This is a genomic window from Pseudomonas batumici, assembly GCF_036585405.1.
Taxonomy (GTDB): Bacteria; Pseudomonadota; Gammaproteobacteria; order Pseudomonadales; family Pseudomonadaceae; genus Aquipseudomonas; species Aquipseudomonas batumici.
Genome location: NZ_CP144470.1, coordinates 2,778,691 through 2,800,816 on the forward strand (window position 1 = coordinate 2,778,691; position 22,126 = coordinate 2,800,816).

Sequence of the window (22,126 nt, forward strand, 5' to 3'; positions counted from 1 at the left end):
GAATCAGGCCATGGAATTCAAGCAACTGCGCAGCTTCATCGAAGTGGTCCGCCAGGGCGGCTTCACCCAGGCGGCGAAAACCCTGCACATCAGCCAGTCGGCGGTGAGCAAGCAGGTCGCCCAGCTCGAGCACGACCTCGCCACGCCCTTGCTCGACCGCCAGGGCTCCCGGGTCCTGCTGACCGCGGCAGGCGCCGTGGTGCTGCAACGGGCCGAAGAAATGCTGCGCCTGCGCGACGGGCTGCTCAGCGAACTGGACGACCTGAGCCACCTGGCCCGGGGCGAACTGCGCCTGGGCTTGCCGCAACTGGGCGGCGAGACGCTGTTCGCCAGCCTCTTCGCCGAGTACCGGCGGCGCTACCCCAATATCAGCATTCACCTGCTCGAAGGCGGCAGCCTGAATATCGAGCCGGCGGTGCTGAGCGGCGAACTGGAACTGGGCGGCAGCCTCAAGCCGAGCGATCCGGCGTTCGACTACCAGCCCTTTTGCGACGAACCGCTGGATGTGTTGCTGGCGACCGACCATCCCCTGGCCGAGGAAGGCTCCATCCGCCTGGAGCAATTGGCCGATACGCCGTTTCTGCTGTACCAGCGCAGTTTCGTGCTCAATCACCGGCTGATGGAGGCCTGCCGGCAGGCCGGGTTCACTCCGAGGGAAAGCGGGCGCAGCGGCCAGGCGGACTTTCTCGCCGCGCTGGTGGCCGCCGGGCAAGGCGTGGCGCTGCTGCCCAGCGTGGTGGCACGCTCGCTGGTACGTCCCGGCGTGGTCCGCCTGACCTTGAGTTCGCCCACCGACCTGCGCTGGGACATCGCCTTCATCTGGCGCCGCGGCGCCTACCTGTCCAAGGCCGCCCAGGCCTGGCTGGCGCTGTTGCGCGAGCGCGCCAACGTCAGCGCAACGCGCTGATGAACTCGGCCAGCCACGGCTCGGCATCGGTTTCCGGGGTGACGCTTTCGCTGGCGTCCAGACGCAGCATGTCCTTGACTTCCCGCACCCCCAGCTCGGCAAACAGTTCGCGCATCTGTTCGCCGCCACCGCAGAAGGTGTCGCCGTAGCTGGAGTCGCCCAGGCCGATCACCCCACCCGGCAAACCGCGCCACGCCACCGGCAGCTGGTCGCGGATGGCGTGATACAGCGGTTGGATATTGTCCGGCAGTTCACCCATGCCGGTGGTGGCGGTCACCGCCAGGAAGGCGTCCGGGGCAAAGGCCTGGACATCGGCCAGGGTCGCCCGCGGGTTGTGCCAGGCCTCGAAACCGGCCTCACGGAGGATTTTTTCAGCATGGCGGGCAACTTCTTCGGCGGTGCCGTAGACCGAGCCGGAAAGGATGGCGACTTTCATCAATCTGATCCTGATGCTTTATAAAAAGAACAGGATACCAGCAGATGAGAGACTTTCTCACAAAACCCGCCAATCACCTGAATCAAATGGAATGGATTACTCAAGACGATGTCTTAAACTCCGACGCACAGCTCAATGGACTGCGGATGTCTTGAGAAATGATAAATCCCAAACTGTTGCAACTGGTGATCGACGCGTCGAACGACGGTATCGTGGTGGCCGAACAGGAAGGTGAAGACCATATCCTGATCTATGCCAACCCGGCGTTCGAACGCCTGACCGGTTATACCAACGAAGAGATTCTCTACCAGGACTGTCGTTTCCTGCAGTCGGGCGACCGCGACCAGCCGGCGCTGGAACTGATCCGCGAAGCCCTGCGCACCCGCAAGCCGTGCCGCCAGATCCTGCGCAACTACCGCAAGGACGGCAGCCATTTCTGGAACGAACTGTCGCTGTCGCCGGTGTTCAACGAAGGTGACCAACTGACCTACTTCGTCGGCGTGCAAAAAGACGTGACCCTTCAGGTCAAGGCGCAACAGCGGGTGGCGCAACTGGAAGCCCAGTTGGCCAAGGTCCAGGCCGAGCTGGAGGCGCTCAAGGCCACCGGCGGTAACCCGGTACAACCCAGGGCGTGACGGCAGAGGAAGACGCCTGAGCGCCGATCAGGTGTCGAGCCGGCCCGCCAGCAACTGCCGCAAGCGCCGACGCATCAACTGGCCATCACTGCCCAGGCAACCGATGTTCGAACCTTCCAGGCGCTCTTGCAGCAGCTCCGAGACATCCCCGGCCAACATCACCGCGCAGTCCACGGACAGGGCCAGACGCTTGAGGCGGCGCGGCAGATCCGTCATCGGCGAGCGGTTGGAATACAGCACCAGCGCCTCGGGCCGGAGCTTTTCACACACCAGGGTCAATTCATCGAAGGGCTGGCCGACCGCCAGGACGCTGATGCAGCGGTCGCCGTCACCCAGCAACAGGCCCGCCACCAGCAATTCGAGTTCACGACATTGATCCGGCACAGCGGCGACCACGATACGCTTGCAGGGGAATCCACACACCGAGCGCAGACGCTGCAATACCCGCGCACGCAGGAACCCATCGAGAAACAGCCACTCGCTGACCTGGCCGAACTCACCCGGTTGGACCTGCAGGCGCTGCCACAGCGGCAGGAGGATATTCTGGAACACCACGTTCAGCGGGTAGCTGGAAAACACCTGTCCATAGAGGCCTTCGAGGGCCGATTCGTCGAAAGCGCTGACCGCTGCGTGCAATTGCGTCTGCCAGTCGTCCCATTCCGTCTGCGCAATCGATTGCACCGCAATGCCGGAAGGTGTGTGGATGGGCACGGCCTGGGCGGCGGTTTTCGCCAGGATCTTGCCGACCTTGCTCACGGCCACGCCGCGCTCGATCCAGCCCATGATGGTGCGGACTGTCTCGATATCGCTCATGGCATAGAGCCGATGCCCACTTTCGGTGCGAGTTGGTTGAATCAGACCGTAGCGTCGCTCCCACGCCCGCAGGGTGACCGGATTGACTCCGGTCAGGCGCGAGACTTCACGAATGGGAAACAACTCTTCCTGTTTCAACGCCCGCAACAGCGGCGAGGCAGGTTCAAGTTCGGTCATGACGGGCATCTGTCACATATTTCGGAATAGGATTTGGCAGATATTCTAGACCACTGGATCCAACCCTCTGCAAACCCTACGCAATACCCGTCACATTCTTGGTGCATTTCCCGGAATAGGGAATAATTCTTGCCTGTTCACCCGCGCAGCCCATCACCCCGGCGCTGCGTTGCGCATCGGCCCTACCCGGGCGGCATGCTTGTCTTACGGAGATACATGATGTCTACCTCACCCGTCACCATGCTGGTTGCCCGGCGCGTTGCCGATGGCCGCTACCAGGACCTGCTCGCCTGGTTGCACGAAGGCGAATTGCTCGCCACCGACTTTCCCGGTTACCTGGGTTCCGGCGTGCTCGCCCCACCGCCCGGTGACAACGAATTCCAGATGATTTTCCGCTTCAGCGATGCCGCGACCCTCAACGCCTGGGAACACTCCGCCTCGCGCAAGGCCTGGCTGGCGCGTGGCAGCGACCTGTTCGCCGGGCCGCAGGAACAGCGGGTCAGTGGCATCGATGGCTGGTTCGGCGCCGTGGGCCAGCGTCCGCCGCGCTGGAAACAGGCGGTGGCGATCTGGCTGGCATTCTTTCCGGTGTCGCTGCTGTTCAACTTCGCCCTGGGGCCGTTGCTGGCCGAGTTGGGCCTGGTGCCCCGGGTGCTGCTCAGCACCCTGATCCTGACACCGCTGATGGTCTACTGCTTCATTCCGCTGTCGACCCACCTGCTGGCGGGCTGGTTGCACAGTACGAAGGCCAAGGCGCTGCCCGGGGACACCGCCACCGCCCGGCATTGACGGCACCTCTTCCTGCAGCGGCAGTATCCGGCTTGGCAGTTGTACAAGCGGTGTGGCTGGTATAGTTTTGACTTCAACGTCAACCGACGCCTCTCCACCGCTTACCACGAGCCTTCGATGCCACCGTCTTGTGCCCCGATCCTGATTACCGGCGCCGGCCAGCGTGTCGGCCTGCACTGCGCAGAGCGACTGCTGGCCGACGGTTACCCGGTGATCGTCAGCTATCGCAGTGAGCGCCCCGGCGTCCAGGCCCTGCGCGACCTCGGCGCCACCGCGCTGTTCGCCGATTTCTCCAGCGAAGCCGGGATCCTGGCTTTTATCGAGGCGCTCAAGCAGCACACCGATTGCCTGCGGGCGATCGTCCATAATGCCTCGGCCTGGCTGACCGAAACACCCGGCAACGAAACCGCAGCCTTTACCCAGATGTTCAGCCTGCACATGCTGGCGCCCTATCTGATCAACCTGCACTGCGCCGAGTTGCTGGAACGCTCGCCCGTGGCCGACATCGTGCATATCAGCGACGATGTCACCCGCAAGGGCAGCGCCCAGCACATCGCCTACTGCGCCAGCAAGGCCGGCCTGGACAGTCTGACCCTGTCCTTCGCGGCCCGCTACGCGCCGCGGATCAAGGTCAACGGTATCGCCCCCGCCCTGCTGATGTTTAACCCCGACGACGACGCGGCGTACCGCGCCAGGACCCTGGCCAAATCGGCCCTGGGTATCGAGCCCGGTGCCGGGGTGATCTATCAGAGCCTGCGCTATCTGCTGGACAACCCTTATGTCACTGGCACAACCTTGACCGTCAACGGCGGCCGGCACCTTAAATAAGCCGCCCCGCGAGGAATCCTTCCCATGAGTGCCACACTGCCCGAGCATTACCGCGAGATCCTCCTGGGGCTGGGCGAAAACCCTGACCGCGAAGGCCTGCAGGACACCCCGAAGCGGGCCGCCAAGGCCATGCAATACCTGTGTCGCGGCTATGCCCAGACGCTTGAGGAGGTGGTCAACGGTGCCCTGTTCGCCTCCGACAACGACGAGATGATCATCGTCAAGGACATCGAGCTGTACTCGTTGTGCGAACATCACCTGCTGCCCTTCATCGGCAAGGTCCATGTCGCCTACGTGCCGACCGGCAAGGTGCTGGGGCTGTCGAAGATCGCCCGGATCGTCGACATGTTCGCCCGCCGCCTGCAGATCCAGGAGAATCTCACCCGGGAAATCGCCGACGCGATCGAGCAGGTGACCCAGGCCGCCGGCGTCGCGGTGGTGATCGAAGCCCAGCACATGTGCATGATGATGCGCGGCGTGGAAAAACAGAATTCGACCATGAACACCTCGGTGATGCTCGGTGCCCTGCGCGACTCGAGCCGCACCCGCATGGAGTTCCTGCAACTGATTGGACGGAGCAAGTAGCAATGCCACAACTTCAACCAGGCATGGCGCGCATCCGGGTCAAGGACCTGTGCCTGCGTACCTATATCGGCATCAACGAGGACGAGATCCTCAACAAGCAGGACGTGCTGATCAACCTGACCATCCTGTATGCGGCCCAGGAAGCGGTGCGCGACAACGACATCGATCACGCCCTGAACTACCGCACCATCACCAAGGCGATCATCCAGCATGTGGAGGGCAACCGTTTCGCCCTGCTCGAACGCCTGACCCAGGAACTGCTGGACCTGGTGATGAGCAACGAAGCGGTGCTGTATGCCGAGGTCGAAGTCGACAAGCCCCACGCGCTGCGGTTTGCCGAATCGGTGTCGATTACCCTGGCGGCGAGCCGCTAAAGAGCCGTCACCGGCTGCTGCTTGCAGCCGGCCGCTCGAAGCTCGAAACTAGCTTTCTCTTTCGTCCCAGAGCCCCCCCTGTATGACCGAGCAAGAACGCCTGGAACTCGAAGCCGCCGCCTTTCGCCGGCTGGTCGCCCACCTGGACAGCCGCAAGGACGTGCAGAACATCGACCTGATGAACCTCGCCGGGTTCTGCCGCAACTGCCTGTCCAAGTGGTACAAGGCCGAAGCCGACGAACGCCGGATCGAAGTCAGCCTCGACGAGGCCCGTGAAGTGATCTACGGCATGCCTTATGCCGAGTGGAAAGCCCAATACCAGCAAGAAGCCAGCGCCGAACAACAGGCGGCGTTCGCCAAAGGAAAACCCCATGAGTGATCTGAACACCCTGCGCACCCGCCTCAACAGCGGCGAACATGTTTTCGCCGACACCCTGGCGTTCATTGCCGCCGGTTACGACTATCAGCCACAGGCGTTCAACAACGGCGGCGTGGAAAACGCCGCCGGGCAGAACGAAGGCTCGTGCAAGACCCTCGGCCTGGCACTGCTGGAAGGCCTGAGCGACCAGGAAGCGTTGCTGGCCTTCGGCGAGCATTACCGTTCGGTACTGGCCACCCCCGAAGGCAGCGATCACGGCAATATCCGCGCGCTGATGGCCCATGGACTGGCCGGGGTGAAGTTCGTCGAGGCGCCGCTCAAGCGCCGCTGACAGCCCGATAGCGGGACAATAAAAAACCGGCCTCGCAGCCTAATGCCAGTCAGTTAAGCTGACTGGCATTTTTATTTTTGATCGGATACTTCGGGGATTTCAGCCTGATAGCTCGCGGATAAACCCGCTCTTCCCGGCGATGCGGCAGTACATAGTGCGGGGCCGAGGCATGCAATTCGGCGAGGTATTTGGGGATGTTCCCTGAGCGATCCGCAGAAACGCCATTGATAAAACCCAGGATCGCCCAAGTACACGCGGTGAAGCTTAGCTCGCACGGATGGATGCCCGGACAATGGCGGCTCATTTCCACCATCTGATAACGCAACAGGTTGTAGCCCAGCAACACGCCCCGCAACTCTTGCTCGATCATCTCGGGCGTCTTGCTACGCAACGTGTAGCTGCTGTTGAGCAGTGTCTGTTTCATTTCCCTGAATCCTAATTCGATTTCCCAGCGATGGCTGTATAGGTCGACGATTTCATCGGATGGGAAACGCAGCGGATCGACCATCGACGTCAAAATCTGACAGACCTTGCCCTTTACGGTCTTGCTTAGGAGCCTTGCGGTTAGGCGCTCTGGCAAGCCTGGCCACTGCTTGCGGGCCTGCGGCGAAGTGCTGAGCGAGACCACCGCATCCTGACGCCCCAAGCGCTGAATCACTTCGTACTGCGCACCTTTACGCAGCGGCATCAGCCAATGCCGCTCAGTGCCGACCTGCTGCCATTGGTGCAGCAACCCCAAGGAGTAGAAACCGCGATCAAACAGCGTCAGCGAGTGATCTGGCGTGGTGTCGATCAGTTGCTCTGCCAGTTTCATTTCGTTACTGCGATAGCCATCAAAAGCACTGCCGATCAGCAAATGGCTGGTCAACTCCATTTGGCAAACCATGCGCACCTGAGGAAAACCGGTATCGCCATGCTGGTTGCTGGCGGAGTCGTAACGCGCACGGTTTTCGGGTGTATCGGGCGTTCGCCAGACGACACCGTCGACCCCCAGTAAACGCAATCCGGCCCAGGTCGGATGGCCGGCCGCTTCATGCCAGCTTTTCTGCGTCAGATCGAAGACTTGTCGTACGGCCTCGCTACCCAATCGTTGACGGGCCTGGACTACGGCGCTGGGTGCGACCAGTGGGCGTTGCCCGGGCAGCATGATGTTCATGCGACTGACCACATCCCACGCCGACATGCGCCGGAAGAACGCCATGGAGATGACGCACCAGAGCATCATTTCCAAGGGCAGACGCCGCTTGCGAAGGGTGGCTACGCCGGCCTGTTCCAACGCTTGCTCGACCAGAGAGGGATCAAGCAACGAGTCCAATCCCTCAATGGAATTGGGAGTCGAGACGAAGTTGTGGGTTAGTTCCAGTGCCCGAGCCAGACGCATAAAAAAATCCGATGCCTATTCAGGCATCGGATTTTGATTTCTTGCGGCCAAAGGTCAAGCGACGAGGCTTAACTGATCGGCATTAGCCTCGCAGCCGGTTTTTTATTCAAGAGCACTCAGCGTTAGGCGTTCTGCAAGTCGTCGAGGTAGCGCTCGGCATCCAGGGCCGCCATGCAGCCGGCGCCGGCCGAGGTGATCGCCTGGCGATAGACGTGATCCGCCACGTCACCCGCGGCAAACACACCTTCGACGTTGGTCGCCGTGGCATTGCCTTCACGACCGCCCTGCACCACCAGGTAACCGTCCTTCAACGTCAGCTGGCCTTCGAACAGCGAAGTGTTCGGGGTGTGGCCGATGGCGATGAACACGCCGTCGACTTTCAGCTCGTCGAAGCTGCCGTCGTTGTTCTTCAGGCGGGCACCGGTCACGCCCATGTTGTCGCCCAGCACTTCGTCCAGGGTCGCGTTCAGCTTGAGGACAATCTTGCCCTCGGCCACACGGGCATGCAGCTTGTCGATCAGGATCTTCTCGGCGCGGAAGGTCTCGCGACGGTGCACCAGGGTCACCTTGCTGGCGATGTTGGCCAGGTACAGCGCCTCTTCCACGGCGGTGTTACCGCCACCGACCACGGCCACTTCCTTGTTGCGATAGAAGAAACCGTCGCAGGTGGCGCAAGCGGAAACGCCCTTGCCCATGAACGTCTCTTCCGACGGCAGGCCCAGGTAACGGGCGCTGGCGCCGGTGGCGATGATCAGTGCGTCACAGGTGTAGGTGCCGCTGTCGCCCACCAGGGTGTAGGGCTTCTTCGCCAGGTCCACCGCGTTGATGTGGTCGAAAACGATTTCGGTTTCGAAACGCTCGGCGTGTTCACGCATGCGCTCCATCAGCGCCGGGCCGGTCAGGCCGTGCACGTCGCCCGGCCAGTTGTCGACTTCGGTGGTGGTGGTCAACTGGCCGCCGGCCTGCATGCCGGTGATCAGCAGCGGCTTGAGGTTGGCGCGAGCCGCGTAGACCGCGGCGCTGTAACCGGCAGGGCCGGAACCGAGAATAATCACCCGCGAATGGCGTACTTCAGACATGACTCACTCCTATCGACCGCCCGTCAGCTACCGGAGCGGAGCGCCGGCGTACCGGCTGGAATAAAAAAGGACTGCGAAAGCACTTGGGGAAGGCTCGTAGCACACAGTCCTGAAAATAATGGGGTGCAGCGTATCGAGGAGGCGAAGATTAAGGAAATACGCAATAACAATCCAGCTCATAGCAGGTCTCTATCCTGAACGGTGTTCTTCCGGACGCCTTTGTTACAGCAAATGTCGCCCCTTTCACCGCCCGTACAAAGTCGGTAAGGTCGGCGCGTTTTCCCTCTCTTCGGAGCACCTTATGCCCGCACCCGTCCTGTCCGGCCCGCAATACCTGCGCGAGGGCCTGAAGCTGGTCCTGAGCCCGGGCCTGCGCCTGTTCGTCCTGCTGCCGCTGGCGATCAACCTGGTGCTGTTCGTCGGCTTGATCTACCTGGCCGGCCACCAGTTCAGCGTCTGGGTCGACACCCTGATGCCGACCCTGCCCAGCTGGCTGGGTTTCCTCAACTACATCCTCTGGCCGCTGTTCGTGGTGCTGGTGGTGTTGATGGTGTTCTTTACTTTCACGATGATCGCCAACGTGATCGCAGCGCCCTTCAACGGTTTTCTCGCGGAGAAGGTCGAAGTGGTGGTGCGTGGCACCGATAACTTCCCGACCTTCAGTTGGGCGGAACTGCTGGCGATGATTCCCCGCACCCTGGCCCGGGAAATGCGCAAGCTGGGCTACTTCCTGCCGCGGGCCATCGCGCTGTTGGTGCTGTCGTTCATCCCGGTGGTGAATATCGTCGCCGCACCGCTGTGGCTGCTGTTCGGGGTGTGGATGATGGCGATCCAGTACATCGACTACCCGGCGGACAACCACAAGCTGAGCTGGCAAGGCATGCTCGCCTGGCTGCGGCAGAAACGCTGGCAGTGCATGAGCTTTGGCGGGGTGGTCTACCTGGTGCTACTGGTGCCGCTGGTCAACATCGTGATGATGCCTGCCGCCGTGGCCGGGGCGACCTTGTTCTGGGTCCGTGAGCGGGGTGACGAGGCCCTGGCCGGCGAACGGCGCTGAGGCCGGCGCACACGACGGGAGGCGCCCAGCCGCCTCGTCATAAATCCATCATCAAATCGCCACAGTGTCGCAACCGCCCGGGTCGACACTGCAAGCATGACGACAGCTCTGCATATCACCCTGATCACCGAAACCTTCCCACCGGAAATCAACGGCGTGGCCAATACCCTTGGCCGCCTGTGCGACGGTCTGCGCGCCCGCGGGCACCAGATCGAGCTGGTACGCCCGCGCCAGAGCTGCGACCAGGCCCGCCCCAGCGATACCGAACTGCTGCTCTGTCGTGGCTGGCCGCTGCCCGGTTATCCCGGACTGCAATGGGGGCAGTCGTCGATGCACAAGTTGCTGCGGCGCTGGAAACACCAGCGTCCGGACGTGCTGTACATCGCCACCGAAGGCCCGCTGGGCCTGTCGGCCCTGCGGGCGGCCAGGCGCCTGGGGATTTCAGTGGTCAGCGGTTTCCACACCAACTTCCAGCAGTACTCCCATCAATACGGCATGGGCTTGCTGACGCGGCTACTGACCCACTACCTGCGCTGGTTCCACAACCGCTCCAAGCTGACCCTGGTCCCCAGTGTCAGCCAGCGCATGGAGCTGGAACGGCGGCATTTCGAGCGCCTGGAACTGCTCTCCCGGGGCGTCGACAGCCAGTTGTTCCATCCCGCCAAGCGCCTGAGCGCCCTGCGCACCACCTGGGGCCTGGCGGACAACGATATTGCGCTGCTGTATGTCGGACGACTGGCGACCGAGAAGAACCTCGGCCTGCTCAAGCGCACCTTCGAGCACCTGCAGGCGACTTATCCACAGCGGGTGATGAAGCTGATCGTGGTCGGCGACGGCCCGCAACGCGACATGCTGGAAAAGGAACTGCCGGGGGCGATTTTCTGCGGCACGCAGCGCGGCGAGGCCCTGGCCTGCCACTATGCGTCGGCGGATCTGTTCCTGTTCCCGAGCCTCACCGAAACGTTCGGCAATGTGGTGCTCGAGGCACTGGCGTCGGGGTTGGGGGTCGTGGCTTACGATGAGGCCGCTGCCGCCCAGCACATCCGCCATGGCTACAACGGCGTGCTGGCCATGCCCGGCGACGAGGAGGCGTTCTGCGATGCCGCCGGCTGGTTGCTGGAAGGCCGCGAGACCTTGCGCAATGTTCGTCTCAACGCCCGCCAGCATGCCAGTCGGCAAGGCTGGGGGGCGATAGTCGAGCAGTTCGAGAAGCAGTTGCGCGGGGCCTGTGACGCGGCGCCTGTGGAGGCGAGCTTGCCAGCGACAGCGCAGCAAGACTCAACGCCGCCATCGCCAGCAAGCCGGCTCCCACAGTACGGGGTTTCACCACACAACACCGTCAAGCCCGGCTCCCTGTAGGAACCGGCTTGCCGGCGATGTCGATCGAACCTTCACCCTCGTCGGCGTGGCGGGTCAGACCAGGCTCGTCAACGCCTCACGGCTGAACGGCAGGATGTCCTGCTCGCGGCCGTCACGCACCTTCACCGCCCAATCCGGGTCCACCAGCAGGGCACGGCCCACGGCGACCAGGTCGAACTCGTCGTTGTTCAGGCGCTCCAGCAGTTTTTCCAGGCTCGCCGGCTGGGCCACCTTGTCGGTGTTGACCATGAACTGCAGGAACTCGCCGTCCAGGCCGACGCTGCCGACGGTGATGGTCGGCTTGCCAGTCAGCTTGCGGGTCCAGCCCGCCAGGTTCAGCTCGGAACCTTCGAACTCCGGCTCCCAGAAACGCCGCGTGGAGCAATGGAAAATATCCACGCCCGCATCGGACAACGGCTTGAGGAACTCACCCAGGGCCTCCGGCGTCTGCACCAGGCGGGCACTGTAGTCCTGCTGCTTCCATTGGGAAAAACGGAAGATGATCGGGAAATCCGGTCCCACCGCCGCCCGCACGGTCTGGATCAGTTCGATGGCAAAACGCGAACGGTTGGCCAGGCTGCCGCCGTACTCATCGGTACGCGGGTTGGTGCCTTCCCAGAAGAACTGGTCGATCAGGTAACCGTGGGCACCATGGATCTCGACACCGTCCATGCCGATGCTCTGGGCATCACGAGCCGCCTGGGCGAAGGCCCCGATCACCTCGTCGATGTCCTGCCGGCTCATGCCGTGAACCACCACCTGGCCGTCCTTGAGCTTCTCGCCCGGGCCATAACCCGGCACGCTCGCGTCCGGTTCGGTGCCCAGGCGACGCACGTTACCCACGTGCCAGAGCTGCGGAACGATCTTGCCACCTTCGGCGTGCACCGCATCGACGACTTTTTTCCAGCCGGCCAGGGCCGCCTCGCCATAGAAGTGCGGCACGTTCGGATAACCGTTGGCTGCCGGGTGACCGACGGTGGTGCCTTCGGTGACGATCAGGCCGACACCGGCCGCCGCACGCTTGCGGTAGTACTCGATGACTTTCGAATTGGGTACGCCGCCCGGGGAAAACGAACGGGTCATCGGTGCCATGACCACACGGGTCGGCAACTCCAGCGCGCCAAGATGGAAAGGTCGGAACAGGGCTTTAACGGGCATGGGGTACTCCACGGCGCAAGGGGAATTTATGATCAGGATAATATTCCGCCAGGGACATGCCGCCCAGCACTATTGATCTGAGTGATTAAGCTTTAGAAGTGTCAAGGGAGAGGTGATTGCGGGGGCGGACTTTGTGGGAGCGGAGCTTGTCGGGGCGCCGCATCGCCGCGAAGAACGATGACACGGCGTAACTGAAAAACCGCGGTGCCTTCATTCGCGGGCAAGCTCCGCTCCCACAGGAAAGCGTAGGGCCTGCCCATCTGCGCCGTTGCATCAAGCCAGGGCTTTTTCGATCGCCTGGATCACCGCCGGATCATCCGGCGCGGTACGCGGCGAGAAACGTGCCAGTACGCGGCCGTCCTTGCCCATCAGGAACTTCTCGAAATTCCAGGTGATATCGCCAGGAAACTCCGCGCCCTCGCCCGCCAGCAGCCGGTACAGCTGGTGCCGGTCATGACCGTTGACCTCCAGCTTGCTGCTCAACGGAAAGCTCACGCCATAGTTCAGGCTGCAGAACGCCTGGATCTCCTCCTCGGTGCCCGGCTCCTGCCCGGCAAACTGGTTGCACGGCAGGCCCAGCACGCTGAAGCCCTGGTCCTTGTAATGCTGGTAGAGGTTCTCAAGAGCGGCATATTGCGGCGTCAGGCCACATTTCGAGGCCACGTTGACCACCAGCACCACGTGCCCCTTGAACGGCGCCAGCGGCAGTTCCTGACCATCCAGCGCTTTTAGTGTCAGATCGTGGAAAGCACTCATGACGAACTCCCGTTTTTCCCGGACTCATACGCGAATATTGTTGCCCGACACCCCGACCGGTTTCCAGTTAAAAACCGCGGCGGACTAAAAAAGGCGCCCGTGGGCGCCTTCCAACTACCAGAGCTTAGCAGCAGAAATCAGTGGTGATGGCCACCTTCGCCATGGACGTGGCCATGGGCGATTTCTTCCTGGCTGGCGTCACGGATTTCGATGACCTTGACCTTGAAGTTCAGGCGCTGGCCGGCCAACGGGTGATTGCCGTCAACGGTGACATCGTCGCCGTCCAGATCGCGGATGGTGACGATCTGCATCTGGCCGTCCGGGGCGGAAGCGTGGAACTGCATGCCCACTTCCAGCTCGTCGACACCTTCGAACATGCTGCGGCTCAGGGTGCTGACCAGTTCGGCGGAGTATTCGCCGTAGGCGTCTTCAGGCTCGACGCTCACGTTCAGCTCGTCGCCGACGTTCTTGCCTTCCAGGGCCTTTTCCAGACCTGGGATAATGTTGCCGGCACCGTGCAGGTAAACCAGCGGAGCGCCGCCGGAAGAGCTGTCGATGACCTCACCAGCGTCGTTGGTGAGGGTATAGTCGATGGAGACAGCCTTGTTGGCAGCGATCGTCATAAGAGCGAGACCTTTTGCATAGGAATAAAGAACGGACAAGTCTAAACAAGGATTCGTCCGAAAGCGAACTGAACCCGGACAGACGGCCCCAGGCCACGCCTGCGACCATCGTCGGCTTTCATCAGGACGAGGACGGGCACTGGGTGGTCGAGCTGTCCTGCGGCCATACCCAGCACCTGCGCCATCAACCGCCCTGGCAGTCGCGCGCCTGGGTGCTCGATCCATCGCTGCGCGCAGAAAAAATCGCTCAACCCTTTGAATGTGGTTGGTGCGCTCAAGGCTCGGTTAACGATAACCTTGGCGACTGAACTTCGCAGATCGCCAGGCATAGGCGATCGCACTTGCGCTTCCTCAAGAGAATACGCATGCAAACTTTTTTTATCGCGCCCACCGATTTTGGTGTGGGTCTGACCTCGATCAGCCTCGGGCTGGTCCGCACACTGGAACGCGCCGGTCTGAAGGTCGGCTTTTTCAAACCCATTGCCCAGCCCCATCCGGGCGACCTGGGTCCGGAGCGCTCCACTGAACTGGTGGCCCGCACCCATGGCCTGAAACCGCCACAACCCCTGGGCCTGGCCCATGTCGAACGGATGCTCGGCGACGGCCAGCTCGATGAGCTGCTGGAAGAAATCGTCACCCTGTACCAGCAGGCCGCCGTCGGCAAGGACGTGCTGGTGGTCGAAGGCATGGTGCCGACCCGCAGCGCCAGCTATGCGGCCCGGGTCAACCAGCACCTGGCCAAGAGCCTGGACGCCGAGGTAATCCTCGTCTCGGCGGCGGAAAACGAGGCACTGAGCGAACTCTCCGGCCGGGTGGAATTGCAGGCGCAGCTGTTCGGCGGTCCCAAGGACCCGAAAGTGCTCGGGGTGATCCTCAACAAGGTCCGTACCGACGAGAGCATGGCCGACTTCTCCGCCCGCCTGAAGGAACATTCACCGCTGCTGCGCAGTGGCGACTTCCGCCTGCTGGGCTGCATTCCGTTCCAGCCGGACCTCAATGCCCCACGCACCCGCGACGTCGCCGAACTGCTCGGCGCAGAGGTGCTCAACGCCGGTGACTACGAGCAACGGCGCATGAACAAGATCATCCTCTGCGCCCGTACGGTGCGTAACACCATCGACCTGCTCAAGCCCGGCGTGCTGGTGGTGACCCCGGGCGACCGCGACGACATCATTCTCGCCGTGAGCATTGCCGCGATGAACGGCGTGCCCCTGGCCGGCCTGTTGCTGACCAGCGGCACCCTGCCCGATCCGCGCATCATGGAGCTGTGTCGCGGTGCGATGACGGCGGGCCTGCCGGTGCTGTCGGTGAGCACCGGCTCCTACGACACCGCCAACCAGCTCAACGGCCTGAACAAGGAAATCCCCATCGATGACCGCGAGCGAGCGGAGATCATCACCGATTTCGTCGCCGGGCACCTGGACGCCCACTGGTTGCACCAGCGCTGCGGCACCCCACGGGAGATGCGCCTGACGCCGGCGGTGTTCCGCTACCAGTTGATCCAACGCGCCCAGGAAGCCAACAAGCGGATCGTCCTGCCCGAAGGCAGCGAGCCGCTCACCGTGCAGGCCGCCGCCATCTGCCAGGCCCGGGGCATCGCCCGCTGCGTACTGCTGGCCAAGCCGGCGGAAGTCGAAGCGGTGGCCAGGGCCCAGGGTATCGAACTGCCGCCGGGGCTGGAGATTCTTGATCCGGACCTGATTCGCGGGCGCTACGCCGAGCCCATGGTAGCCCTGCGCAAGAGCAAGAGCCTGAACACCCCCATGGCCGAACAGCAACTGGAAGACACCGTGGTGATCGGCACCATGATGCTGGCGCTGGACGAAGTGGACGGACTGGTCTCCGGGGTCATCCACTCCACCGCCAACACCATCCGCCCGGCCCTGCAACTGATCAAGACCGCGCCAGGTTGCACCCTGGTGTCGTCGGTGTTCTTCATGCTGTTCCCGGACCAGGTGTTGGTCTATGGCGACTGCGTGATGAACCCCCACCCTTCAGCGGCGGAACTGGCGGAAATCGCCCTGCAAAGCGCCGACTCGGCCCAGGCGTTCGGGATCGCGCCACGGGTCGCGATGATCAGCTACTCCAGCGGCGAATCGGCCAGCGGCGAGGAAGTGGAGAAAGTCCGCGAAGCCACCCTGCTGGCCCACGAGTCGCAGCGTAATCTGCTGATCGACGGCCCGTTGCAATACGACGCCGCGGCCAACGAAAACGTGGCCCGGCAACTGGCGCCCAACAGCCAGGTGGCGGGACGCGCCACGGTGTTCGTATTCCCCGACCTGAACACCGGCAACACCACCCACAAGGCGGTGCAACGCAGCGCCGACTGCGTCAGCCTGGGGCCGATGCTGCAGGGCCTGCGCAAGCCGGTCAACGACCTGCCGCGCGGCGCCCAGGTGGACGACATCGTCTACACCATCGCCCTCACCGCGATCCAAGCCGCCAACCGACCTGTGGATATCTGAATGCTGGACTTTCTCCCGGCCCCGTTGCGAGGCGTGATCGCCTCGCTGCTGTTGGCGTTGAATACCCTGTTGCTGTGCTCGTTCCTGTTCGGCGTGGCCCTGCTCAAGGCCCTGCCCTTTGCCCTGACCCGGCGCTTCACCCACTGGCTGATGAACCATACCCACGAGGCCTGGGTCAGCAACAACAAGGCCTGGATGCAACTGGTCCGCCGCACCCGTTGGCACCTCAGCGGACTGGAGGGCCTGGACTACCAGCATTCCTACCTGGTCACCAGCAACCATCAGAGCTGGGTCGACATCATGGTTTTGCAGTACGTGCTCAACCGGAAGATCCAGCCGCTGAAGTTCTTTCTCAAGCAGGAGCTGATCTGGGTGCCGGTGATCGGCCTGGCCTGGTGGACCCTGGGCTTCCCCTTCATGAAGCGTTACTCCAAGGCCTACCTGGAGAAGCACCCGGAAAAGAAAGGCAAGGACCTGGAAACCACGCGCAAGACCTGCGCGAAGTTTCGCGACAACCCTGTGGGTATCTTCAATTTCGCCGAGGGCACGCGCTTCACCCAGGGCAAGCACGCGCAGCAGCAGTCACCCTTCCGTTATCTGCTCAAACCCAAGGCCGGCGGTATCGCGTTCGTGCTGGATGCCATGGGCGAGCAGTTGGAGTCCATCGTCAACGTGACCATTCACTATCCGGGCGGGAAGCCGGGGTATTGGGACCTGCTGTGCGGCAACATGCGGGAGGTGGTGGTGCATTTCGAAGAGCTGAAGATTCCACCGCAGTTCATCGGCAGGAACTACGACCAGGATGGCGAGTACCGCCTGGAGTTCCAGGGCTGGATCAACCAGTTGTGGCACGACAAGGACGCGCTGCTGACGCAGATGCATCGCGAGTACCCCACCGGCCCTTGAGGCGTCTTCAGGGCATGAAAAAGCCCGCGACCGATCACTCGGTCGCGGGCTTTTTCAATGCGGCTGATCCTTAGATCGCGCCGCGCTGGCGCAACAGCTCCAGGACTTTCTTCACGCTGTCTTCCAGCGACAACGACTGCGTGTCCACCACCAGGTCGGCATTGAGCGGCACGTCGTACGGGAAGGACTCACCCGGAATGTTATCGCCACCGGCGGCGTACAGGCCCTGGGGATCACGGGCCTGGCAAGCCTGCGGCGAAGCCTGGACATAGACGGTGAGCAGACGCTCGTCACCGATCAGCGCCTTGGCCTGTTCACGGCCTTCGGCATCCGGTGCCACGAACGCCGCCAGGGTCAGCAGGCCGGCTTCGTTGAACTGGCGCGCCACATGGGCGGCACGGCGCCAGTTCTCGGTACGTCCGGCACGATCCTGCGGCAAGCCCTTGTTCAGGTCATGACGCAGGTTCTGGCCGTCCAGCACGAACACCGCACGGCCCTGGTCGAACAACTTGCGCTCCACGGCGTAGGCCAGGGTGCTCTTGCCCGCGCCCGACAGGCCGGTGAACAGCACCGTCGCCGGTTGCTGGCCGAAACGCTGGGCCCGCTCCTCGGTGGCAACATGGGCCAGCTTGCCATGGTGCGTGGTGCTGCCATGGGCCAACGGCTGGGCGACGATCATGCCGGCGCCCACGGTGCCGTTGGTCAGGCGGTCGATGACAATGAACGCGCCGGTGGTGCGGTTGTTCTCGTAACCGTCCAGGGCAATCGGTGCATCCAGGGCGATCTTGACCTTGCCGATTTCGTTCAGCTGCAAGGCGCTGGCCTGGCCTTCTTCGAGGGTGTTCACATCGACCTTGTTGACGATGCTGGCAATCGAACCCGGCACGTAGCTGGTGGCGCGCTTGATGTCGTATTTCTTGCCCGGCAGCATCGGCTCCTCGCCCATCCAGACCAGCATGGCCTCGAAGCTGTCGGTCACCGGCGGCACATTGTCGGCATGCACCAACAGGTCGCCACGGGAGATGTCGATCTCGTCTTCCATGGTCAGGGTCACGGCCTGGCCGGGACCGGCGTGCTCCAGCTCGCCTTCGAAGGTGACGATGGACTTCACCCGGCTGCTCTTGCCCGACGGCAGCACGACCACGTCATCGCCCTTCTTCACGATGCCGCTGGCCAGGGTGCCGGCAAAGCCACGGAAGTTCAGGTTCGGCCGGTTGACGTATTGCACCGGGAAACGCAGGTCGGTGAAGTTGCGATCGCCCGCCACTTCCACGGTTTCGAGGATTTCCATCAGCGACTGGCCGGTGTACCAGGGCGAACGCTCGCTCTTGTTCACCACGTTGTCGCCCTTCAAGGCCGACATCGGCACGAAGTGCATGCTGGTCGGCTTCATCTTCAAGCCTTCGGCGAACTTCAGGTAGTCGGCCTTGATCGACTCGAACACACCCTGGTCGAAGTCCTTGAGGTCCATCTTGTTGATGGCCACGACTATGTGCTTGATCCCCAGCAGGGAGGCGATGAAGCTGTGGCGACGGGTCTGGGTCTGCACGCCGTAGCGGGCGTCCACCAGGATGATCGCCAGGTCACAGGTGGAGGCACCGGTGGCCATGTTGCGGGTGTACTGCTCATGGCCGGGGGTGTCGGCGATGATGAACTTGCGCTTGGCGGTGGAGAAATAGCGGTAGGCGACATCGATGGTGATGCCCTGCTCACGCTCGGCCTGCAGGCCGTCGACCAGCAACGCCAGGTCGATGTCGTCACCGGTGGTGCCGACTTTCTTCGAATCGCGGGTGATGGCTTCCAGATGGTCTTCGTAGATCATCTTGGAGTCGTGCAGCAGGCGCCCGATCAGGGTGCTCTTGCCGTCGTCGACGTTACCGCAGGTCAGGAAACGCAGCAGTTCCTTGCGCTCGTGCTGGCCCAGGTAGGCGAGGATGTCCTCGCTGATCAAATCAGATTGATGCGACATGCTTAGACCCTGTTTAGAAATAGCCCTGACGTTTCTTGTCTTCCATGGAACCCGCAGCATCGTGGTCGATGACCCGACCCTGGCGCTCGGAAGTCCGCGTCAGGAGCATTTCCTGAATGATGTCCGTGAGGGTTTCGGCCTCGGACTCCACCGCGCCCGTCAACGGGTAGCAGCCAAGGGTACGGAAACGCACCTTCTTCTTGACGATGCGCGCCTTGTCCTCGTCGGACAGGTGCTCGAGGATCCGCTCGTCGTCGATCATGATCAGGGTGCCGTTCTTCTCGATGACTTCGCGTTCGGCGGCGAAATACAGCGGCACGATCGGGATGCCTTCGAGGTAGATGTATTGCCAGATGTCCAGCTCGGTCCAGTTCGACAGCGGGAAGACGCGGATCGACTCGCCCTTGTTGACCTTGCCGTTGTAGACGTTCCACAACTCCGGACGCTGGTTCTTCGGGTCCCAGCGGTGCTTGCTGTCGCGGAAGGAGTAGACACGCTCCTTGGCCCGGGACTTCTCCTCGTCACGCCGGGCGCCGCCGAACGCCGCATCGAAGCCGTACTTGTCCAGGGCCTGCTTGAGGCCCTCGGTCTTCATGATGTCGGTGTGCTTGGCGCTGCCGTGGGTGAAGGGGTTGATGTCCTGCGCCACGCCGTCCGGGTTCACGTGGGTGATCAGGTCCAGGCCCAGCTCGGCAACCATCTTGTCGCGAAAGCTGTACATTTCCTTGAATTTCCAGCGTGTGTCGACATGCATCACCGGAAACGGCAGCTTGCCCGGGAAAAACGCCTTGCGCGCCAGATGCAGCATCACGGCGGAGTCTTTACCGATGGAGTACAGCATCACCGGGTTATCGAACTCGGCGGCCACCTCGCGGATGATGTGGATGCTTTCCGCCTCCAGCTGTTTCAGATGCGTCAGTTTGTCGACCATGGCTACTCACGAAAAGCGTTCTTATGGACGGCCAGCGGGCCGTGTTCGAGCGAGGCATGCTAGCACAGCACCCTATTCTATTGAGGGGGCCGACTAGATCGAAACGGTATAAGAATATACCGGGGCGTTTGACCGCTCCCACGGGCTCAGATCGGATTCGGGCAATCGATGAACAGGTGCTCCAGCGCAAAACGCCGCGCCAGGTAGTCGCCCAACGCCTGCACGCCATAACGCTCGGTGGCGTGATGACCAGCGGCGATGAAACTGATGCCGTTCTCCCGCGCACTGTGGAAAGTCTGTTCGGATGCCTCGCCACTCAGGTACAGGTCGACACCGGCCAGCACCGCCTGGTCAATATAGCCCTGGCCGCCACCGGTACACCAGCCGACCCGGCGGACCATGCTGTCGCCCTCGATCAGCAACGGCTCGCGCCCCAAGACTTCCTGGACCTTGCGGGCAAAGTCGCGGGCGGTCAGCGGCTCGTTCAGCGAGCCCACCAGCCCGACGACCTTCGGGTTTTCCGGGTCCAGCGGGCCTTCCACGGTGATATCCAACTGTCGCGCCAACTGCACGTTGTTGCCGACCTCGGGGTGCAGGTCCAGTGGTAGGTGGTAGGCCAGCAGGCTGATGTCGTGCTTGAGCAACGTCTTCAGCCGGCGCTGCTTCATGCCGGTGACACAAGGGTCCTCGCCCTTCCAGAAGTAACCGTGGTGCACCAGGATCAGGTCGGCCTGGGCCTCGACGGCCGCGTCCAGCAGCGCCTGGCTGGCGGTCACGCCGCTGACGATGCGCATCACCTGCGGCCGGCCTTCGACCTGCAGGCCGTTGGGGCAATAATCGGCAATCCGCGCGCTGTTCAGGAAGCGATCCGCTTCCTCGACCAGCGTATTCAATGAAACCGCCATAAAAACTCCTGAATATCCCATTCAGAGGCGCCCGTGGCCTCGTATAATGCGCCACATTATGGGCCGTCCGACATGGCCTGCAACCTTCCAGGACTTTGCTCAATGCTCAAGGCTCTGCGTTTCTTTGGCTGGCCGCTGTTGGCCGGCGTGCTGGTGGCTTTGCTGATCATCCAGCGCTACCCGCAATGGGTCGGCCTGCCCACCCTCGATGTGAACCTGCAACAGGCGCCGCAGACCACCCTCAACCAGCAGGGCCCGGCTTCCTATGCCGATGCCGTGGACCTGGCCGCCCCTGCGGTGGCCAACCTGTACACCACCAAGGTGGTCAACAAGAGCACCCACCCGCTGTTCGAGGACCCGCAGTTCCGGCGTTTCTTCGGCGACAACCTGCCCAAGCAGAAGCGCATGGAGTCCAGCCTGGGCTCGGCGGTGATCATGAGCCCCACCGGCTACCTGCTGACCAACAACCACGTGACCGCCGGTGCCGACCAGATCGTGGTGGCCCTCAAGGACGGTCGCGAAACCCTGGCCAAGGTGGTCGGCAGCGATCCGGAAACCGACCTGGCGGTGCTCAAGATCGATCTGCCGAACCTGCCGTCGATCACTATCGGCCGCTCGGACCAGATCCGCATCGGCGACATCGCCCTGGCCATCGGCAACCCATTCGGGGTCGGCCAGACCACCACCATGGGCATCATCAGCGCCACCGGCCGCAACCAGCTGGGCCTGAACAACTATGAAGACTTCATCCAGACCGACGCGGCGATCAACCCCGGCAACTCCGGCGGCGCCCTGGTGGATGCCAACGGCAACCTGACCGGCATCAATACCGCGATCTTCTCCAAGTCCGGCGGTTCCCAGGGCATCGGCTTCGCGATTCCGATCAACCTGGCGGTGGAGGTGATGAAGGCGATCATCGAACACGGCCAGGTGATTCGCGGCTGGCTGGGGATCGAAGTGCAGCCCTTGACCCAGGAGCTGGCGGAGTCGTTCGGTCTGAGCGGGCGTCCCGGCATCGTGGTCGCCGGCGTGTTCCGTGACGGCCCGGCACAGAAGGCCGGCCTGCAGTTGGGGGATGTGATTCTCAGCATCGACGGCGTGCCGGCCACGGACGGTCGTCGCTCGATGAACCAGGTGGCGCGGATCAAGCCAACCGACAACGTGGCCATCCAGGTGCTGCGCAACGGCAAGGAACTCAAGCTGATGGCGGAAATCGGCCTGCGTCCACCGCAGCAGACACCGCCGCAGGAAGAGGAATAACAACCTTGTAGGAGCGAGCAAGC

The 22,126-nt window shown here is 62.6% G+C and carries 24 protein-coding genes; 14 read left to right on the top strand and 10 right to left on the bottom strand.

The window, feature by feature from the left end:
* Window positions 1-10: 10 nt before the first annotated feature.
* Window positions 11-907, top strand: a complete 897-nt coding sequence (locus NUH87_RS12550; RefSeq protein WP_040064330.1) for a LysR family transcriptional regulator — start codon at window positions 11-13, stop codon at window positions 905-907.
* On the opposite strand, the gene NUH87_RS12555 is transcribed toward NUH87_RS12550, so the two are convergent.
* The gene (locus NUH87_RS12555) at window positions 891-1,343 is read right to left on the bottom strand and encodes a flavodoxin (RefSeq protein ID WP_338526194.1); all 453 of its coding nucleotides are present in this window, start codon (window positions 1,341-1,343) and stop codon (window positions 891-893) included. The genes NUH87_RS12550 and NUH87_RS12555 overlap by 17 nt on opposite strands.
* A 158-nt stretch (window positions 1,344-1,501) precedes the next feature.
* Here NUH87_RS12555 and NUH87_RS12560 point away from each other — a divergent pair, with 158 nt between their 5' ends.
* Window positions 1,502-1,978: a PAS domain-containing protein gene (locus tag NUH87_RS12560; protein ID WP_338526195.1), complete on the top strand. Its 477-nt coding sequence runs from the start codon at window positions 1,502-1,504 to the stop codon at window positions 1,976-1,978.
* Between the two features lie 27 nt (window positions 1,979-2,005).
* Here the strand turns inward: NUH87_RS12560 and NUH87_RS12565 are convergent, their stop codons facing one another.
* Window positions 2,006-2,977 carry a MerR family transcriptional regulator gene (locus NUH87_RS12565; RefSeq protein WP_338526196.1) on the bottom strand — a complete coding sequence of 324 codons (972 nt, stop codon included), beginning with the start codon at window positions 2,975-2,977 and terminating at the stop codon, window positions 2,006-2,008.
* Between the two features lie 210 nt (window positions 2,978-3,187).
* Between NUH87_RS12565 and NUH87_RS12570 the strand changes: the two genes are divergently transcribed.
* The 6 genes from NUH87_RS12570 to NUH87_RS12595 all read left to right on the top strand — a co-directional run bounded on the left by NUH87_RS12570 (window position 3,188) and on the right by NUH87_RS12595 (window position 6,254).
* Window positions 3,188-3,757: an antibiotic biosynthesis monooxygenase gene (locus tag NUH87_RS12570; RefSeq protein ID WP_338526197.1), complete on the top strand. Its 570-nt coding sequence runs from the start codon at window positions 3,188-3,190 to the stop codon at window positions 3,755-3,757.
* A gap of 117 nt (window positions 3,758-3,874) precedes the next feature.
* Entirely contained in the window at window positions 3,875-4,585 is a 711-nt protein-coding gene (gene folM, locus NUH87_RS12575) for a dihydromonapterin reductase (protein ID WP_338526198.1), read from the top strand.
* Between the two features lie 24 nt (window positions 4,586-4,609).
* Window positions 4,610-5,170, top strand: a complete 561-nt coding sequence (folE, locus tag NUH87_RS12580) for a GTP cyclohydrolase I FolE (RefSeq protein WP_338526199.1) — start codon at window positions 4,610-4,612, stop codon at window positions 5,168-5,170.
* Between the two features lie 2 nt (window positions 5,171-5,172).
* The gene (gene folX, locus NUH87_RS12585) at window positions 5,173-5,544 is read left to right on the top strand and encodes a dihydroneopterin triphosphate 2'-epimerase (protein ID WP_040064315.1); all 372 of its coding nucleotides are present in this window, start codon (window positions 5,173-5,175) and stop codon (window positions 5,542-5,544) included.
* Window positions 5,545-5,626: 82 nt separating this feature from the next.
* A complete protein-coding gene (locus NUH87_RS12590; protein ID WP_338526200.1) occupies window positions 5,627-5,923 on the top strand; it encodes a DUF1244 domain-containing protein in 297 nt (98 codons plus the stop codon).
* Entirely contained in the window at window positions 5,916-6,254 is a 339-nt protein-coding gene (locus NUH87_RS12595) for a HopJ type III effector protein (protein ID WP_040064313.1), read from the top strand. Before NUH87_RS12590 ends, NUH87_RS12595 begins: the two co-directional genes overlap by 8 nt.
* A 49-nt stretch (window positions 6,255-6,303) precedes the next feature.
* Here NUH87_RS12595 and NUH87_RS12600 read toward each other — a convergent pair whose 3' ends face one another.
* Window positions 6,304-7,635, bottom strand: a complete 1,332-nt coding sequence (locus tag NUH87_RS12600) for an IS4 family transposase (protein ID WP_338526201.1) — start codon at window positions 7,633-7,635, stop codon at window positions 6,304-6,306.
* A 122-nt stretch (window positions 7,636-7,757) separates the two neighbouring features.
* Window positions 7,758-8,714, bottom strand: a complete 957-nt coding sequence (gene trxB, locus NUH87_RS12605) for a thioredoxin-disulfide reductase (protein ID WP_040064312.1) — start codon at window positions 8,712-8,714, stop codon at window positions 7,758-7,760.
* 301 nt (window positions 8,715-9,015) lie between these two features.
* On the opposite strand from trxB, the gene cysZ reads away from it, so the two are divergent.
* Window positions 9,016-9,771, top strand: a complete 756-nt coding sequence (gene cysZ, locus NUH87_RS12610; RefSeq protein WP_338526202.1) for a sulfate transporter CysZ — start codon at window positions 9,016-9,018, stop codon at window positions 9,769-9,771.
* Between the two features lie 96 nt (window positions 9,772-9,867).
* A complete protein-coding gene (locus NUH87_RS12615) occupies window positions 9,868-11,130 on the top strand; it encodes a glycosyltransferase family 1 protein (RefSeq protein WP_338526203.1) in 1,263 nt (420 codons plus the stop codon).
* 54 nt (window positions 11,131-11,184) lie between these two features.
* Here NUH87_RS12615 and NUH87_RS12620 read toward each other — a convergent pair whose 3' ends face one another.
* From NUH87_RS12620 to NUH87_RS12630, 3 genes are all read right to left on the bottom strand, one after another.
* Window positions 11,185-12,288: an NADH:flavin oxidoreductase gene (locus NUH87_RS12620; RefSeq protein WP_338526204.1), complete on the bottom strand. Its 1,104-nt coding sequence runs from the start codon at window positions 12,286-12,288 to the stop codon at window positions 11,185-11,187.
* A 273-nt stretch (window positions 12,289-12,561) separates the two neighbouring features.
* Window positions 12,562-13,044: a glutathione peroxidase gene (locus NUH87_RS12625; protein WP_040064305.1), complete on the bottom strand. Its 483-nt coding sequence runs from the start codon at window positions 13,042-13,044 to the stop codon at window positions 12,562-12,564.
* A gap of 137 nt (window positions 13,045-13,181) precedes the next feature.
* A complete protein-coding gene (locus NUH87_RS12630) occupies window positions 13,182-13,667 on the bottom strand; it encodes a peptidylprolyl isomerase (RefSeq protein WP_338526205.1) in 486 nt (161 codons plus the stop codon).
* 14 nt (window positions 13,668-13,681) lie between these two features.
* On the opposite strand from NUH87_RS12630, the gene NUH87_RS12635 reads away from it, so the two are divergent.
* Genes NUH87_RS12635 through NUH87_RS12645 form a run of 3 tightly spaced genes read left to right on the top strand, consistent with a single transcriptional unit; the run spans window position 13,682 to window position 17,038 of the window.
* On the top strand, window positions 13,682-13,975 hold the full coding sequence (locus tag NUH87_RS12635; RefSeq protein ID WP_338526206.1) for a DUF3565 domain-containing protein: 294 nt from the start codon (window positions 13,682-13,684) through the stop codon (window positions 13,973-13,975).
* Between the two features lie 57 nt (window positions 13,976-14,032).
* A complete protein-coding gene (pta, locus tag NUH87_RS12640; protein WP_338526207.1) occupies window positions 14,033-16,132 on the top strand; it encodes a phosphate acetyltransferase in 2,100 nt (699 codons plus the stop codon).
* The gene (locus NUH87_RS12645; protein WP_338526208.1) at window positions 16,133-17,038 is read left to right on the top strand and encodes an acyltransferase; all 906 of its coding nucleotides are present in this window, start codon (window positions 16,133-16,135) and stop codon (window positions 17,036-17,038) included.
* 70 nt (window positions 17,039-17,108) lie between these two features.
* Here NUH87_RS12645 and cysN read toward each other — a convergent pair whose 3' ends face one another.
* From cysN to NUH87_RS12660, 3 genes are all read right to left on the bottom strand, one after another.
* Window positions 17,109-19,007: a sulfate adenylyltransferase subunit CysN gene (gene cysN / locus NUH87_RS12650; RefSeq protein ID WP_338526209.1), complete on the bottom strand. Its 1,899-nt coding sequence runs from the start codon at window positions 19,005-19,007 to the stop codon at window positions 17,109-17,111.
* A gap of 13 nt (window positions 19,008-19,020) precedes the next feature.
* Entirely contained in the window at window positions 19,021-19,938 is a 918-nt protein-coding gene (gene cysD / locus NUH87_RS12655; RefSeq protein WP_338526210.1) for a sulfate adenylyltransferase subunit CysD, read from the bottom strand.
* Window positions 19,939-20,084: 146 nt separating this feature from the next.
* Complete coding sequence (locus NUH87_RS12660; protein WP_338526211.1) at window positions 20,085-20,843, bottom strand: Nif3-like dinuclear metal center hexameric protein; 759 nt, start codon at window positions 20,841-20,843, stop codon at window positions 20,085-20,087.
* Between the two features lie 102 nt (window positions 20,844-20,945).
* Here NUH87_RS12660 and algW point away from each other — a divergent pair, with 102 nt between their 5' ends.
* Entirely contained in the window at window positions 20,946-22,103 is a 1,158-nt protein-coding gene (algW, locus tag NUH87_RS12665) for a Do family serine endopeptidase AlgW (RefSeq protein WP_338526212.1), read from the top strand.
* Window positions 22,104-22,126 lie beyond the last annotated feature (23 nt).

Excerpts from the sequence above, each read along its gene's own strand:
- NUH87_RS12550 (WP_040064330.1), top strand. The coding sequence starts at position 11 with ATGGAATTCAAGCAACTGCGCAGCTTCATCGAAGTGGTCCGCCAGGGC.
- NUH87_RS12555 (WP_338526194.1), bottom strand. The coding sequence starts at position 1,343 with ATGAAAGTCGCCATCCTTTCCGGCTCGGTCTACGGCACCGCCGAAGAA.
- NUH87_RS12560 (WP_338526195.1), top strand. The coding sequence starts at position 1,502 with ATGATAAATCCCAAACTGTTGCAACTGGTGATCGACGCGTCGAACGAC.
- NUH87_RS12565 (WP_338526196.1), bottom strand. The coding sequence starts at position 2,977 with ATGCCCGTCATGACCGAACTTGAACCTGCCTCGCCGCTGTTGCGGGCG.
- NUH87_RS12570 (WP_338526197.1), top strand. The coding sequence starts at position 3,188 with ATGTCTACCTCACCCGTCACCATGCTGGTTGCCCGGCGCGTTGCCGAT.
- folM (WP_338526198.1), top strand. The coding sequence starts at position 3,875 with ATGCCACCGTCTTGTGCCCCGATCCTGATTACCGGCGCCGGCCAGCGT.
- folE (WP_338526199.1), top strand. The coding sequence starts at position 4,610 with ATGAGTGCCACACTGCCCGAGCATTACCGCGAGATCCTCCTGGGGCTG.
- folX (WP_040064315.1), top strand. The coding sequence starts at position 5,173 with ATGCCACAACTTCAACCAGGCATGGCGCGCATCCGGGTCAAGGACCTG.
- NUH87_RS12590 (WP_338526200.1), top strand. The coding sequence starts at position 5,627 with ATGACCGAGCAAGAACGCCTGGAACTCGAAGCCGCCGCCTTTCGCCGG.
- NUH87_RS12595 (WP_040064313.1), top strand. The coding sequence starts at position 5,916 with ATGAGTGATCTGAACACCCTGCGCACCCGCCTCAACAGCGGCGAACAT.
- NUH87_RS12600 (WP_338526201.1), bottom strand. The coding sequence starts at position 7,635 with ATGCGTCTGGCTCGGGCACTGGAACTAACCCACAACTTCGTCTCGACT.
- trxB (WP_040064312.1), bottom strand. The coding sequence starts at position 8,714 with ATGTCTGAAGTACGCCATTCGCGGGTGATTATTCTCGGTTCCGGCCCT.
- cysZ (WP_338526202.1), top strand. The coding sequence starts at position 9,016 with ATGCCCGCACCCGTCCTGTCCGGCCCGCAATACCTGCGCGAGGGCCTG.
- NUH87_RS12615 (WP_338526203.1), top strand. The coding sequence starts at position 9,868 with ATGACGACAGCTCTGCATATCACCCTGATCACCGAAACCTTCCCACCG.
- NUH87_RS12620 (WP_338526204.1), bottom strand. The coding sequence starts at position 12,288 with ATGCCCGTTAAAGCCCTGTTCCGACCTTTCCATCTTGGCGCGCTGGAG.
- NUH87_RS12625 (WP_040064305.1), bottom strand. The coding sequence starts at position 13,044 with ATGAGTGCTTTCCACGATCTGACACTAAAAGCGCTGGATGGTCAGGAA.
- NUH87_RS12630 (WP_338526205.1), bottom strand. The coding sequence starts at position 13,667 with ATGACGATCGCTGCCAACAAGGCTGTCTCCATCGACTATACCCTCACC.
- pta (WP_338526207.1), top strand. The coding sequence starts at position 14,033 with ATGCAAACTTTTTTTATCGCGCCCACCGATTTTGGTGTGGGTCTGACC.
- NUH87_RS12645 (WP_338526208.1), top strand. The coding sequence starts at position 16,133 with ATGCTGGACTTTCTCCCGGCCCCGTTGCGAGGCGTGATCGCCTCGCTG.
- cysN (WP_338526209.1), bottom strand. The coding sequence starts at position 19,007 with ATGTCGCATCAATCTGATTTGATCAGCGAGGACATCCTCGCCTACCTG.
- cysD (WP_338526210.1), bottom strand. The coding sequence starts at position 19,938 with ATGGTCGACAAACTGACGCATCTGAAACAGCTGGAGGCGGAAAGCATC.
- NUH87_RS12660 (WP_338526211.1), bottom strand. The coding sequence starts at position 20,843 with ATGGCGGTTTCATTGAATACGCTGGTCGAGGAAGCGGATCGCTTCCTG.
- algW (WP_338526212.1), top strand. The coding sequence starts at position 20,946 with ATGCTCAAGGCTCTGCGTTTCTTTGGCTGGCCGCTGTTGGCCGGCGTG.